Source organism: Nodosilinea sp. LEGE 07088 (assembly GCF_015207395.1).
In the GTDB taxonomy this organism is placed as follows: Bacteria; Cyanobacteriota; Cyanobacteriia; order Phormidesmidales; family Phormidesmidaceae; genus Nodosilinea.
The window spans coordinates 1-14,747 of sequence record NZ_JADEWX010000153.1 but is presented as its reverse complement, the minus strand read 5'-3'; the positions used below and the strand labels follow the sequence as shown (position 1 = coordinate 14,747).

Sequence of the window (14,747 nt, the reverse complement as noted above, 5' to 3'; positions counted from 1 at the left end):
ATTGCGGGCCAGATGTTTGATAATGAATATGACTTAGCCATGACCGTCATTGACGGCATGGAAGCCCGCAGTAAAGCCGGTGATTATCCGCTGGAACGTTTTATATTTAATTGCGCCTAGCTACTTACTCCAGCGCGGTGCTCTTGGTTTCAGTAAAGCGCACGCTGAGGGTCAAAGCGTTGTCTTGAGCGTCGTACAGAATCCAGGTGAAGTGCTGCTGAACGGGGTCAAACTGGCGATCGCCCCAGCGGTGGGGGCGCACGATAACCAGGCGATCGAGAGGATCGTGGTCTACTAAGCCCACGGGCCTGACGCTATCCAGGCGATCGCGCAGCATCCCCCAGTCCTGAAAGCATAGGCCCACCGATTGCCAATTGGCGGCCTGGGTGAGCCGCAGGGTGACGCCGAAGGTCTGACTAGAGGTCGAGAGGCGCTGCTGATGGTTGCGGCGGGCGTTGCAGAGACGCAGACAGCTTTGGGACGCTTCGGCTGGGTTGGTCACTCCCTCCCAGGGGCCCGGCTGGAGATAAGCCTGAGCGGGCTCAAAGCCCTGACGCTGAAACAGCGGCCGCGACTCTGACCAGCTGCACCATCGTTTGGCCTCACGATCCCAAAAGAGCACCGTCAGGCCGCCATAGTCTGATTTGGTGCGCCAGGGATAGGCCCCAACGCCAATCAATTGAAGCGTGCCGACGTCATCGTATTGACTACGCGACTGTCCGACCAGGTAGGCCGGATAGTCTGGAGCAGCCTGCTCTAGGGCACCGCAAAGGGCGTAGGTGTGGGCCGCTCGGTCAAACAGGCGATCGCTATCGGCGGCGGCATCTCGCTTGAGATACAGGTCAATCTCCCTGGCCACGCCGCGCAGCGCGAGGGAAAGACGAGGCAGCTTGGCGGCCTGAGCCGAGACGGCCAGCGTCGCGAACTGCTGCTGACTGATGTCTGACAGGTGCAAGAGCCCAACCGCCACAACTTGCTCTAGCAGAGTCTGGGCGGCGGCGATCACCCGAGCCGCTGCGGCGGTTGTACTGACTTTGCTGGTTGGGGAGACCGTGGAGAGCGCGGGCGTGGTGCCCTGGGATTGCAGCATGGTGAGCACCGCCGCGACCTGATGCGGGCATACCCGTCGGGCTTTGCAGGTACACAGCATTCCCGTCAGTCCGGTAGAGCTGGAGTAGCGACAGGTAACGTTGGCCTGGGGAAAGTGAACTGTGATGGGGTCATCTCCCTCAGTTTGAGGAAACTCGCGCGCTAAAAAGGCGAAGCCGTCCCGCAGGGTCGTTTTGCCCGCCCAGGCGCTCAGCTCTTCGAGGGAATAGGCGGGTAGCTGTGGACTCGGTAGGACCGCGGCGGCCGCGGCAGCAGGCGGTTGGGCGGGTAGCTGCGATCGCAGCCAGAGACATCCCACCAAGATATGGCGACACAGGTTTGCCGCCGGACAGGTGCAGGTCGCCTCCAGCAGATTGTGGGTCGGGAGGGTAACGGTGTAGTCCTCAACCACCACGCTGGCGCGATCGCCGCTGATCTGGAGCTGAAGGTCGCCCCCTTGCTCCAGCTCTTTGCGGGCGCGGCGGACAAGGCCTTTGCTGGCGGCGATCGCCAGGGCGTCGTCATCCAGGCTCAGCAGCTGGGGGCGCAGCCGCTCTAGGAGATCTTCTGTGCCAGCCATTCTGCCAACCTCCGGGGTGTTAGGGCCGCAATTTCCATACCATGCGTCGCTAGCTGCTCAGCCATGCCCACGTCATAGTAGGCTGTGGCCTGCTGATCTTCTAAGGAAGCCAGACCCAGCAGGGTGACGCCCGACTCGCAGAGCTGGTCGCAACAGGTTAGCAGAACCTGGGGTGAGGCTCCTTCGGCAAAGTCGCTAATCAGCACCAGCACGGTGCGCAGCGGGTTGTGTACCAAAGACTGGCAATAGCTCAGCGCCTGGCCAATGTTTGTGCCGCCGCCCAGTTGAACGCTCATCAGCAGTTCCACCGGATCGTCGGCGTGCTCGGTGAGGTCAACCACCGACGTGTCAAACACCACGAAGCTCACCTTGAGGGAGGGCAGTCCGGCCAAGATTCCCCCCATTACGGCGCTGTGAATGACTGAGTTGGCCATGCTGCCGCTCTGGTCGATACAGAGGATGACGTGCCAGGGCAGGCGGCGCTCAACGCGCGAAAAAAACCGGACGGTTTGAACAATCAGCCGACGGCGATCGCGGTCGTAGTGCTTCAGATTTTGGCGCAGTGTCCCCCGCCAGTCCAGATTCTGAGCCACTTTCAGGGGGCTGTGTCGAAATCGGTTAAGCTTGCCAATTAGGCTCCGGCGGATGTCGGTTTCAAGGCGCTGCCGAATAGCCTCGACCACTTCTCGCACGATCCGCCGCGCCGCATCCAGCACGTCTTGCCCCTGCATTTGCGAGCGAAACGTCAGCACGGCCTTTAGCAGCTCCATGTTGGGCTCCAGCTTCTCCAGCGTGGCCGGGTCGGTCACCAGTTCCGTCAGGCCGTAGCGGTCTAGCGCGTGCTTTTCAATGATTTCGACGGTTTCTTGGGGAAACAGCTCGCGGATCTCGGTAATCCAGGTGGGGACGCTCATCTGGCTAGGGTCTAAGCTGCCGGGCTGCTTCTCCGTTGAGCTATCGGGTGGAGAGCCAACTCCCGCCGAGCTGCCTCCTGGGCCGCGCACGCCCCGCCCACAGTACTCCTGGCCGTAGAGAAAGTCTAGAGCCTGCTCGATGCGCTGCTGGGTCGTTGTCATTTGGCAGGGCAGCTGCGCTTCGGCAAAGCGGCCTAGAACGTGCCGCCAGCGCACAACCGGGTCAACGTCTGCCATGGCTAACCTCCGGAGTGAACCAGTGCGATAAGTTATCCTGCGCCAGGGCCTGTCGCACCGCCGCTTCCCGCTGCAGGCCCTCGTGCAGATCGGCCTCGCTAAGAGACATGTGAACGAGCTGACCCAGGTTTGTTTGGCCATGGAGCTGGGCTGCAATTTTGGCCACTCGGTCAGTTTCCCTGGGAGCCAGCTCGGCAAACGCCAGCCGCAGCTCCGGCAGCACCTGCAAAAACTCGGCGTCGCTCCAGTTCTCCAGTCGAGCATTGATCGCAGCCACCAGCTCCGACCCGTGCCAGGTGACTTCGCGACAGGTTTGCAGCAGCCCGCGCAAAAAGCCGACTCCCTGAGCAGGCTCAGCCGTGGCATGGTCGAGATAGCCCGCCGCCAGCGTCACCAGACTGGCCATTGCCATCCGGCCAGCGCTGTAGAGGATACCGACAGCTCCCCCCAGCACAACCGGATTGCCCTGAACCGTCAGCAGATTCAGGAGGCCCTCAATAAACAACTCTGCGTCGAGGTCGGCCTGAGCCTGGAGCACTTCCCACACGCCGCTGAGGGCTCTCAGCACCGGCAACGTCTCCTCCATCGGACAGTCTGCCAGCTGGGGAATTAGATAGCACAGCCGCCGGTAAACGGCGATCGCCAGCTGAGGCACTGTCTCTAGGAACTGAGCCGCCAGCGGCTCTCGCGACTGCCACAGCAGCAGCAGCTGACCCAGGGCCTGCGCCAGGGACACAACCGAGGGGTCAGCGGCGGCCTGTTCTGTAATCAGCGCCAGCAGCCGCTCGGTCTGGGTATGCAGCCCCATGCGACAGGCCGCAACGAGTAGCCGTACCGCCGCGATCGCCGAGCGCCCTTCGCCCTCATTCGTCAGATTGGCCACGCGCTGGCGCAGGTGGTACAGGGCCAGCTCCGCGACAGAGTCCCCGTAGAGCGACTGCTCGATCAGGGTGCTCTCTGTCTGGGGCTGCCAGCGATAGTTCCAGTGCTCCTGAATCTGATTGAGCGCTTTGCCGAGCACAAAGTCGGGGCCTTTGGTGAAGCGGGCAAAGGGAATGTCGGCAAACGCCAGGCTGTGCAGAAAGCGGCTGAGCTGACGGTGCTTTTCTTTGCGGTAGATGTCAAGGGTGAGCGATTGGGGAGCCGATGTTGTCAGCTTGAGGCGAAAGGTCTGAGCCTGACGGCGAAAGTCTTCCACCAGCGGGGGTACACTCGCGTGGGCGGGTAGATTGCCCACGCGATCGCCTCGCAGCGCCCGCGCCACCGCCGCCATTAAAATCGCGCCTTCGCCATCCATCGCGCCTTTGACAAAGCAGCTCCGCACCGCGTCCAGCAGATCTTCGCGGGTCGGGCCAGGATGGTGTCGAAACTGGGCCAGCCGCTGGGCCTGCTCCACCGCCGCAATTTCGTCCGCCACCGAGAGCGGCACCAGGGGTTTCTGCTCGCGCGTCAGCGATCGCAGCCGCATCAAAATCTCGCAGGCCGTCTGGCCCAGGGCGTCCGGCTGGGCCATGTGCTGCCAGAGCTGCTGGTAGTAGGCCGGGGCGGGCATGCCCGCCCCGTAGCCGTTGAGCGCGTCAAGCTGCTCAAAGCTGTAGCGCATCAGCACCGTTTGAGCCGACTGAGGCGACAGCTTGGGCACGGGCGGCACGACCGGCGGCGCATCGACTAGCGAGGGCAGCACAACGGTGTGAAAGCCGCCGGTCACAACCAGAATTTGGCCATCTGTTTCTGACAGCGCGGCCGCGATCGCCTTGGCCATTGCCGCTTCCCGCTTTAGGGTGCCGTCTGCCGCCAGGGTGGCGGGGTCAGCGGCCTGCCGCGATAGGTAGCAGTAGGTTGCGATCTGCTGCATAAAGGCGATGGTGAGCGTCTCCTGGCAGTGGGCCTCAAACAGGTGGTCCCACAGCTCGTTGAAATCGCGACAGCCTGACTTTCGAGCCAGAGCCGACAGGTAGGTGTTGTGCTGCAGGTGCTGCTCGGCCTGTAGCGCTCGCAGCTTTACCTCAAGCGCTGGATTGGCCTGGAGTTCAGTCGCTAGCACCTTTTGCGCATAGGGCAGGTCGATAAACCGCAGCTCTGCCCCGACGGCGGCCCCGGTGCGCAGGGCCAGCAGCTCAGGCGAATAGTCGCAAAAGGGATAGTAGCCCCCGAACCGCTGCGGTTCTGACTTTTCCTTGGGGCTGGGGTAGGCGGAAGCTGGGGCTATCTCTGGCTCTGCGGCCGCGAGATGGCCATCGTGGTCGACGTAGGTTGCGTAGACAGCCACAGGAGCCTGGGTTTCAGAATGCAGCAGTAGCGGAATCAGCTCAGTGGCATCGGCGGGAGCCTCGATCAAAACGGTGGCGGGGCGGTTGGCCTCAATCCACTGCTGCACGTGCCAGGCGCAGGCGGGGCTGTGGTGCCGAATGGGAAAAAACACCAGCCGGGGCTGCTGGAGCGATCGCAGCACATCGTCGAGGGGAGGCAAAGCAGCCGTTGTGACAGGTGCATGGGTCATTGTCGTCCCAGGGTAAAGGCAGGAGAGGCAGCACGACTGCGCCACGCTATCCAGAACTTATGTTTCCAAGCATACAGCAATAGTAGTTCTTATGTACTATATTTTCCCTTGGATAGAATCAAGCCGTGAGTCCCCGTTTGCCACTACGGGCAGTCTAATCCTTAAGCATCCTCACCATTTCTAGTGTCTCCAAGGGCACTTACAGCCATGCTGACAGACCGAAGCAATCAGCTCAACCTCTCTGAATCTGCGCTTGAGTCTTTAGAGCGGGCGCTTCAGCCCTACGACAGACTTGGCGATGACCTGCCGCCTCGACTATTGCGTTACCTGGTAGACGGTGATGACGAGACCGTCGTCGCCGATGTAATCAGGGCCATGCACCAGGAGATGACTCAGCTTCAACAGAACCCTCTCGGTCACCCCCAGAGGAATGCTTTCTTTGCATTCAGCCTTCCTTCCTTCATGGGAATGAACGATCTCGAGGGCGAAGGTTCGCTGAGCACCTGGCTCTCCAGTCACCCCCTAGGCGATGCTAAGTTTTACTGTCGGGCCAGCCTAGTCCTGTTTGGCTTCTTTAACAGCGGCATTGACCCAACAGGCCACGTGCGGCTGCCCGCTTTAGAGAAACATCTGCCGCTATTTTTGCAGATGCGGTCATGCAATCGCCCCTACGGATACGCCGATCAGCGACCGCCCAGCTTTCTAACCGCAGACATTGCCGATGCCATGTACCAAGAAGCGGGTGAATCGCCCGGAACCTTAGCTCGTCAGGTGTATCAGGTTAACCCCCAGGACTATCAGCAGCAAAACTTTGCCAACCATTGTGTCAAGATTGACGGTTTCGCCGACTACACCCTAAAGTGCTCGGATATTGTTCAGTCGGCCCTGCGGCAGCCGGAGCGCGAGCGCCGCATTCACGCACTGACGATGCTTATAAAAGCCGAGGTACCCGTTGAGCCATTTCTAGAGACGATTGCCACCTCAGCCGTCTCCTCGGCTAAAACTGAGCGGGAGGTAGCCAGAATACTACTGCGGCGAGATTCCCAAGCGGCGATTCCCATTCTGCAGGCTAGGGCTGAGTCGGGCAACGCCAGCGAACGGCAGCACGCCATCCAGCTACTCTGGGATTTAGCCGGAGAAGAAATTCAGCCGTTTTTAGAAGCGCGGCTCGAGGTTGAAAAATCAGCTAAGGTGAGATCGATTTTTGAGCAGCTGCTGGCTACTCCGTCAAAAGCGGCGATCGCTAGGACGGCCCCGTCGCTGCCCCTTCTTCCAGAGATTGAGTTCAACGTACCCGTTCCTAACGATGCTATGCCGCTTCTGAAGAGAATGGTCATCGACTTCAATACAGGTCGAATGCAGTCGCGCAAAAGCTTGCTTCAAAATCTTAAAAAGCATCATCACCCTGGAACGTCTCATGCCGATGTGTTTCGGATGAACGATTTCTCTCAGCAAACTTCAAACGCCATCATTCAGCTGCTGGAGGAAATTAAGGCTAATCTTCATAATCCTCAGCTCGATGAAGAGGAGTCATTGAGGCAATTTAGCTCCATTGTGGATCAAAACTATGGACACAGTGACATTACCTTGCCAGACCTCGTTGAAGCCCTACAAAAGGGTACTTACAAAGACTGTTGTAAATTCCAGTATGTAGGCGGTCACGACCATGTCAAGAATCTGAAATCAGAGATTCAAGCATTTTTAGCCTCCCCTGATACGTCTCTGATTCAAGCTGTGCGTCTGCTAATTTTGATGCGCTACTTGTCTGTTGAACGGCTCCAGCGTTATTCCACTTTATTCAACGATGAAGGGCACGAACTGCTGCGGCTTTATCGGCAGCATCATCCTGAATGTGGCGGTCTGCGCGAGCTGGCGGCGGTTCTGGATGTGCTCCAACTTATCCCTTCGCGCATTGGGATAGAAATACTCAACGCCTGGGAAGAGAGTCAGTTTTGGCGCTGGGGCAGCGACGCCATCTGGCCCTATTTTGCCGAACGACTCCAGCTCCTCGAAAATGCCCTGACTATCAATGCCGTCGGTAGCTGCTGGGACGGTAACTACTACGAGCGACAGCAGCAGCGGCGAAATGCTTTCAAGGTTCTCAAAACCTTTCCGCAGCCCCCCGCTCAGCTTGTATCCAGACTGTGGAAGCTGGCCTTTGAAGGGCCAAAAGCCGAGCGGAGCATCGTACAGGACTGTCTCAACGCCTTTGACGAGTCGCTTAATCGCATTCTGGCGGCACTGTCTGACCCCAGTCGCGAGATCCGGACGATCGCAGCGGCCTGGCTGGGCGATCGCGGCGACTTGACTGCGGTCGAACCCCTGAGGGCAGTCTTGAAGCGCGAAAAAAGCGATAGGGTCAAAGACACGATGCGGCGGACGCTCGAGAAGCTAGGCGCGCCCGTAGAGGAGGCTCTGAACCGCGATCGCCTGCTCAAGGAGAGTCAAGCCCTGCTCAAGCAAGGGCTGCCGCCAGCGCTGAACTGGTTTCCCTGGTCGGCAATGCCAGCGGTTCACTGGGGCGATACGGGAGAACCCGTCGCGATCGATATTCTTAAGGGCCTGCTGCTTCAGTGCTTTAAGCAAAAGAATCCTGAACCCGGTCCTATCTTGAGGCGCTACGCCGAGCTGTGGCAGCCCGCCGAGCGGGAAGCCCTGGGTCAGTTTGTTCTAGAAAGCTGGATTGCCCAAGATACTTCACCTAGGTATACGCCCGAGGAGGCCGACCAAATTGCTCAACAGCGGGCTCAGCAGCACATCCAGTACTACCAGCAGTACGCCAGTCAGTACGGCGGTTCCTACGTGCCGCCTACCTATGAGGAGTACTACCGCAGCGAATACAACCGCCTCACTCGAGACTGCATAGGAACCGCCAACAGGGAGAAAGGCATGCTGGCGATCGCCGCCGCCTGCTGCGGCGCCGGGGCCGTCGCGCCCGTTCGCACCTACCTCAAAACCTGGTACGGCAACCGCATGGCCCAGTGCAAATCGCTGCTCACCGTGCTGGCCTGGACCGAGGATGACGGCGCTATCCAGCTCCTGCTCTCGGTTGCGGGTCGATTTCGCACCAAGGGCATTCAAAAAGAAGCCGAGCAGCTCGTCGCCGAGCTCGCCGAGCGCAAAGGCTGGAGCCGTGACGAGCTGAGCGATCGCACCATTCCGACCGCTGGTTTTGACGAGGGGGCTGAGCAAACGCTTGACTACGGCAGCCGCCAGTTTACGCTGCTGCTCGCCCCCGACCTGAGCCTGGTGCTGAAGAACCTGGAAGGCAAAGTGATCAAGGCTCTACCCGCCGCCCGCAAAGATGACGACCCCGACCAGGTGAAAGCCGCCAGGCACCAGTTGTCTAGCGCCAAAAAGCAGATCAAGCAGGTGCTTACCCTCCAGCATGAGCGCCTGTATGAGGCCATGTGTACGCAGCGGGCGTGGCGCTTCCACGATTGGGACACCTACCTCAATCGGCACCCCATTGTGGGGCGCTACTGTCAGCGGCTGGTGTGGGCGCTTTACGATGGCGACGCTCTAGTTCAAACCGTACGTCCCCTCGAAGACCGCACCCTCACCGACCCCAACGATGACGACGTTACCCCCGATTCGCAGGTAACGGTGCGACTAGCCCATGCCTGCACCATTCCCGCCGCTGCCGTTGCGGCCTGGCAGAGCCACTTCGCCGACTACGACGTGACGCCTCTGTTTCCGCAGTTTCGCTCCAGCGCCTACGCTCTGCCCGATGACCAGCAGCAGAGCACCGAGCTGGCCAATTTTGAGGGCTACCTGCTCGAAGCCTTTAAGCTGCGGGGCTTCCTCTCAAAGCGGGGCTATGTGAGGGGCCAAACGGAAGACGCTGGCTGGTTTTACAGCTATCAAAAGCGGTTTGCTGAGCTGGGCATAGACGTTGTGGTGGGCTTTAGCGGTAACTTTCTGCCCGAAGAAAATCGCTTGGTTGCTTTGACCAAGGTGACCTTTCATCAAGTGCCCAAGCAGGGAGAGCCAGAGTACGTCTACAGCCGCCCAAACCTGCCGCTGGGTGAGCTACCAGCCGTGCTGCTGAGCGAAGTGTGGACTGAGGTGCAGGCGATCGCGGCTCTGGGCAGCGGCTATGACCCTAACTGGGAAAAGAAGGTGGAGTATTAACGATGGCAACAGTTCGTCCCCCGGCTGAAGTTCGCTACGCCGATGAGCTAGCCGCGATCGCGGCCAACGATCCTCATCCCAAGCCGCCTGGCTGGCGTCTCTCTCCCCGCGCCGTCCGCACGTTCATCTTGGGCAGCAGCGGCGAAGCGCTGAGCTACAAGCAGGGCCGCAAGACCCACCAGACCGTTATCACTCAGAAGTTTTACGGCGACGATGCCCTGGTCGATCGCTGCGTAGTTACCCTGGCGGGCAATCGAGGGCTGATGCTGGTCGGCGAGCCGGGCACGGCCAAGTCGATGCTTTCAGAACTCTTCTGCGCCGCTGTTTCGGGTAACTCGACCCTGACCATTCAGGGCACCGCGGGCACCACAGAAGATCAGATCAAGTACTCCTGGAACTACGCCCTGCTGATCGCCGAAGGCCCCAGCTCCAAAGCGCTAGTGCCTTCGCCGCTGTACGTTGGCCTGAGTGGTGGGCAGCTGGTGCGGTTTGAGGAGATTACCCGCTGCCCGCCCGAAATTCAGGACTCGCTGGTGAGCGTCCTCTCTGACAAGGTCTTGATGATACCCGAACTCGATGGCGATGATCGAGTGCTGCTGGCGCAAAAGGGGTTCAATGTGATTGCCACGGCTAACATTCGCGATCGCGGCGTCAATGAAATGTCCAGCGCTCTCAAACGCCGCTTCAACTTTGAGACAGTGCACCCCATCGTCAATCTAGAGCTAGAGCGACAGCTTGTTTTGAACCAGGCTCAGGCCCTGCTAGCGGAGTCTGATGTGCCTATTGCGATCGCCCCTGACATTGTTGAACTGCTCGTCAGCACGTTTCACGATTTGCGCTCGGGGCGCACCTCAGAAGGCATCGTTGTTGAGCGCCCTACCACCGTCATGTCCACCGCAGAGGCCGTTGCCGTCAGCGTCTCTGCCGGGCTCGACGCCTACTACCTAGACGACGGGATCGTCACGAGTGAGCACATCGTTCGCAATCTAGTCGGTACCGTCCTCAAAGACAACCCTGAAGACGCCAAAAAATTGGCCCACTACTTCAACGTAGTGGTAAAAAATCGCGCCCAAAACAGCCCTGACTGGGAGGCCTACTACAAAGCCCGAAAGCTCTTGAAATAACGCTACGAAGACGTTTGAGGTGGCCTCCGCCATGGCTGTCTCAAGGAGCCTCAGCAGGGGGGTGCTCACAGGTACGTCTGTCTACTCAATCCCTTCAAGATCGTGCTGATTGGTAGACCTGGTAGGCGTGATCGCTAAAACAAACCAACCTCACCTGCTCAATTGTGGGGGCCTCAGCTAAACCCACCCGGACTGTTGCGATCGCGATCTGAGCTGCCCGCTCTAGTGGAAAGCCATAAACTCCAGTACTGATGGCGGGAAAGGCTAGAGTGCAGATGTTGTGCTCCAGGGCTAGGGCTAGGCTGTGCTCTCGTGACGGAGAACGTGATTTCAACAGCAGCTCCCCCTACGCCTCAGCGTCATAGTCATCCTCAGCAATCCAGGTGCCGACTGGCCGCAGGGCGTCGGGAATCGCCACCTCGTCGGTAAACTCCAGCACCGTCTCTCGGTAGCCCAAGTAGCCCGACTCCGTAAACGACATCAGCATCCGTTCTAAGGCAGGCCATACCACATCGGCAAATTCCCAGTCTTGGTTAAACCCGGCTCGGTCGGCAATGGACCTGAGCGCCCAAAAGTAGCTGTTGCGCACCACCGAACCCGACTTTTTGTAGGCGGGCACATCCTCTTGGTGGATGTAGAGAATCTCTTGGTCAATGCGAGCGCGCATGGGGCGATAGGGGATTTTAGATTTGCGATTTGAGATCGGGCGGGAGCTAACCCCTAGGGCGTAGATCTTACCCACTGCCAGCCTCCGGCAACAGAACTAGATAACCAAGGGTAGATGGGTGCTACGGTTAGACTATTAACAATACGTTACAGATGTCTCTAAGTTCCCGAGTTTTATTCGGCCTCGGTGCGGGCGCTGTAACCTTAGCTTTGGAGCCCATCAACCTGCCATGACCGCTGCGGTTTGCCTGCAAAATGTCCACAAAGTCTACAACGGGGTCTCGGTCGTCAATGACCTCTCACTGACTATTGAAGCCGGGGAAATTTTTGGATTGCTCGGCCCCAACGGTGCAGGCAAGTCGACCACCATTCGCATGGTGACCACCCTGACTCGCCCCAGTGATGGCCATGTGGTAGTGGCCGGGTACGACGTCAACCGTCAGCAGATTGACGTGCGCCGCCAGATCGGCGTGGTGCTCCAGCAAACTAGCGTTGACGGCGACCTCACCGTGTGGGAAAACATGGAGCTGCACGGGCGCATGCACCACATTCCTCCGACCCAGCGCCGCCAGTCAATCGACACCTGGCTAGGCTACGTAGAACTGGCTGATCGCCGCGACGACAAGGTCAAAACCCTCTCGGGCGGCATGAAGCGGCGGCTGCAAATTGCCCGCGCCCTGCTGCACAACCCCAAGATTCTTTTTCTCGATGAGCCCACCGTGGGCCTCGACCCCCAAACCCGCCGCCGCCTGTGGGAGATTATTCGTGGCCTCAACCAGCAGGGCATGACCATGCTGCTCACCACCCACTACATGGAAGAGGTGGAGTACCTGTGCGATCGCATCGGCATTCTCGACCAGGGCAAACTGATTGAGTTGGGCACCCTGGAACAGTTTCGCCAGCGCCACGGCGAAGGCATTGTCATGACCCAGCAGGGCGACTCCCAAGGGGATCGCTCCGCGAACCGCTGGGACTACAAGTTTTTCCCCACCCTAGAGGCCGCCAACGCCCACCTCGATCAGCAGCCCGACAAAACCGGCATGATGACCCGGCCCTCGAACCTGGAGGATATCTTTGTCGAGCTAACCGGCCACAATTTAGATTGATCCTTTTTGCAACCCAGCCTCTCTGTGCTGATTCCAAAGGCGGTGCATTGCTGCGCGAATGCACCCTACGCCCGGCGCTCGGTGGATGTCTCAAACGCCTTGAACCTCCAACCCGCTAATCGGCAAAACAGAGGTTTAAACCAATGATCGGCTAGTCCTTTCCGTGAGGTGAAGGACGACAGGGCAAACGCCGTTTTCCCCTACATGAATTGCCCACCTACCAAAATCCACCGTTTCCAGCAATCAGCGCTAGGCTGGAGAATGGTTTACGGTAGCGACGGTCTATGTCGAGTCTGGCCACCACCATCGAAGCGATTTTGTACCTCAAGGGGCAGCCCCTCGATATTGGCAAACTAGCCGAGATTGCCCGCTGCGATCGCGACGATATCGAAGAAGGACTGATCGAGCTGATGGACGAGTACGCCCACCGCGACGGCGCCCTCGAAATTGTTGAAACCGTCGATGGCTACTGCCTCCAGCTCAAAGAGCGCTATCGATTTCTGGTGGATTTGTTGATTCCGATTGATCTGGGGGTGGGGGCATTGCGAACCCTGGCCGCGATCGCCCTCAAAGGCCCCATCAGCCAGACGGAACTGGTGGACTTGCGCGGTTCCGGAGTGTATCAGCATATACCAGAGCTGGTGGCCCAGGGCTTTGTGCGCAAGCGTCGCCAGTCTGAAGGGCGATCGTCGCTAGTACAGGTCACCGATAAGTTTTATCAGCATTTTGAGATCGACCAGCTGCCTCAGCTACGGCCCAAAGGTGCGACGGTTCCCCAGACGGCTGACGATGACCCTGACCTTAACGATGCCCCAGCGTTTGAACCCGAGGTGGATGCAGCTTCTTAAATAGGGGCAATATTCACTCAAATCATGGCTTTACACAATCTAAATTACCGATTTTGCCGATTAGTCCAATCCCTCTCTGGGTGAGGCATCTAGCCTATTGACAAAGTGCTGGACTCGGCTGTCCGTAGAATATTTCATGATTCGTTACGCTATGATCGGGAACATTAGTAGGTGTAGGCAGCCCAGGGGTCGCCTTTGCTACATTTAATTGCAGTCCCCAACAGTCGGTATTTGCCGCCTACGTTGTGACCACAGGTCTTTGAGATTTTATGGTATTTAACCCTGAAGACGCAGAATTCATTGGCATGTCGGCCAACAGCGACCATCCCAATGAGTTGCTCAAATATCTCCAGCACCAGTCGCCGGAGGTGTTAACCCAGGTGGCCCAGGCGGTCAGTGGCGAAATTAAACAAATCATTGCCCACAATGTGCAGGGCCTTGTCGGCGTGCTGCCTGCCGAAGGCTTCAATGTGCAGGTCACCACCGATCGCGAAAATCTTGCGGGTCTGCTAGCCTCGGCCATGATGACGGGCTACTTTCTTCGCCAGATGGAGCAGCGGATGGAGCTAGAGCACACCGTATCGGGCTCCTTTTTGGGCGCAGACTTTGGTTTCGACGACAGCGACTTCGACGACTAGGATTTCGTCGGGTGAGGCTCGGATCCACAGGAGGCTACGGTTGAGAGGTGAGGCGTCCCCTCACTAGAGGCTTAGGGGTGCCCTCGTCTAATTGGAAACTTTTATCGTTTTGAGGCGTCTTGCACCTAGCTGCGGCAGTGGAGACGAATGAGCACGATGCACCAGATTTTACAGACCACAGCTCGGCGATCGCTCGATGTGTTAGGTCGTTATGCTGGGTGTGGAGCGACCACGCTGGCCCTGGTCAGCGCTTCTCTGACCGGTTTGGCCTACGTCGCACCGGTCAGCGCCGCTGAAGATATTCGCATTACCTACGGCAGCCTCGAAGCGCCGCCCATCTCAGTTAGCGATCTAGAGTCCTTCGCGCGCACTGGCATTCCTAGCCGCGATCTACAGCTGTTGCTGAATGTGCTGCGCATTGACGAAGCCCAGGCCCGCCAGGCCTTGACCCAGAACGTCTTGGTCGACGTCGAAAATCTGCGCGAGATGTCAGATACCTTTGCCGGACAGTTCTTCTGGCGGCTGCTGGCGACCACAGTCACGTTTGCCGACACCGATCACCCCGCCTGGGAACTGCTGCAAAACGCTGTGATAGATACGGCCGCTAGCGGTCAACTCACCCTGCTCGATGTGCTGCGTACCATTGAAGCAACGACAATCGAGATTGATGGTCGGCAGGTGATGGCGATCGCCTCTCAGATCGACTTCGAGCAGATTGGCGATTTAGTCTCTATCCTGCTGGGGCAGTAAACCCTGGCCGTATGGCCCTAACCCCCATGCTGGCCGCCACCGTCAGGCATCCGGGAAATCACCGCCACTGGCCCGCCACCGGGGGGGCCCTGGTGTTCGCTGCCCCCCGAGACATAGACCATCGGATCTTGAGCTACCGCTGCCACCACCGCCCCTACCAC

Annotated in this window: 12 protein-coding genes; 6 read left to right on the top strand and 6 right to left on the bottom strand. The window is 58.9% G+C overall.

Annotated elements, in window-relative coordinates; genetic code table 11:
- Positions 1–124: 124 nt before the first annotated feature.
- The 3 genes from IQ254_RS24210 to IQ254_RS24200 are packed head-to-tail and all read right to left on the bottom strand — an operon-like array spanning position 125 to position 5,320.
- Positions 125–1,669: an SWIM zinc finger family protein gene (locus IQ254_RS24210; protein WP_193968723.1), complete on the bottom strand. Its 1,545-nt coding sequence runs from the start codon at positions 1,667–1,669 to the stop codon at positions 125–127.
- Positions 1,645–2,820: a VWA domain-containing protein gene (locus IQ254_RS24205; RefSeq protein WP_193968722.1), complete on the bottom strand. Its 1,176-nt coding sequence runs from the start codon at positions 2,818–2,820 to the stop codon at positions 1,645–1,647. The genes IQ254_RS24210 and IQ254_RS24205 overlap by 25 nt, the downstream gene beginning before the upstream one ends.
- Entirely contained in the window at positions 2,807–5,320 is a 2,514-nt protein-coding gene (locus IQ254_RS24200; protein WP_193968721.1) for a DUF5682 family protein, read from the bottom strand. The genes IQ254_RS24205 and IQ254_RS24200 overlap by 14 nt, the downstream gene beginning before the upstream one ends.
- Before the next feature lie 207 nt (positions 5,321–5,527).
- On the opposite strand from IQ254_RS24200, the gene IQ254_RS24195 reads away from it, so the two are divergent.
- Entirely contained in the window at positions 5,528–9,454 is a 3,927-nt protein-coding gene (locus tag IQ254_RS24195; RefSeq protein WP_193968720.1) for a DUF4132 domain-containing protein, read from the top strand.
- 2 nt (positions 9,455–9,456) lie between these two features.
- A complete protein-coding gene (locus IQ254_RS24190; RefSeq protein ID WP_193968719.1) occupies positions 9,457–10,578 on the top strand; it encodes an AAA family ATPase in 1,122 nt (373 codons plus the stop codon).
- 94 nt (positions 10,579–10,672) lie between these two features.
- Here the strand turns inward: IQ254_RS24190 and IQ254_RS24185 are convergent, their stop codons facing one another.
- Positions 10,673–10,912 carry a macro domain-containing protein gene (locus tag IQ254_RS24185; RefSeq protein WP_228041046.1) on the bottom strand — a complete coding sequence of 80 codons (240 nt, stop codon included), beginning with the start codon at positions 10,910–10,912 and terminating at the stop codon, positions 10,673–10,675.
- Positions 10,913–10,924: 12 nt separating this feature from the next.
- Positions 10,925–11,245 (bottom strand): hypothetical protein, encoded by a 321-nt coding sequence (locus IQ254_RS24180; RefSeq protein ID WP_193968718.1) that lies wholly within the window; start codon positions 11,243–11,245, stop codon positions 10,925–10,927.
- Positions 11,246–11,474: 229 nt separating this feature from the next.
- On the opposite strand from IQ254_RS24180, the gene IQ254_RS24175 reads away from it, so the two are divergent.
- The 4 genes from IQ254_RS24175 (at position 11,475) to IQ254_RS24160 (ending at position 14,586) form a co-directional block, all read left to right on the top strand.
- Positions 11,475–12,350, top strand: a complete 876-nt coding sequence (locus IQ254_RS24175; protein WP_193968717.1) for an ABC transporter ATP-binding protein — start codon at positions 11,475–11,477, stop codon at positions 12,348–12,350.
- Between the two features lie 284 nt (positions 12,351–12,634).
- Positions 12,635–13,198, top strand: coding sequence for an SMC-Scp complex subunit ScpB (gene scpB / locus IQ254_RS24170; protein ID WP_193968716.1), 564 nt, complete (start codon positions 12,635–12,637; stop codon positions 13,196–13,198).
- 269 nt (positions 13,199–13,467) lie between these two features.
- Positions 13,468–13,836, top strand: a complete 369-nt coding sequence (locus tag IQ254_RS24165) for a DUF760 domain-containing protein (protein WP_193968715.1) — start codon at positions 13,468–13,470, stop codon at positions 13,834–13,836.
- A 147-nt stretch (positions 13,837–13,983) separates the two neighbouring features.
- Complete coding sequence (locus IQ254_RS24160) at positions 13,984–14,586, top strand: alpha/beta hydrolase (RefSeq protein ID WP_228041045.1); 603 nt, start codon at positions 13,984–13,986, stop codon at positions 14,584–14,586.
- Positions 14,587–14,603: 17 nt separating this feature from the next.
- On the opposite strand, the gene IQ254_RS24155 is transcribed toward IQ254_RS24160, so the two are convergent.
- A partial coding sequence (locus tag IQ254_RS24155; RefSeq protein WP_278000364.1) for a ring-opening amidohydrolase occupies positions 14,604–14,747 on the bottom strand: 144 nt, incomplete at its 5' end.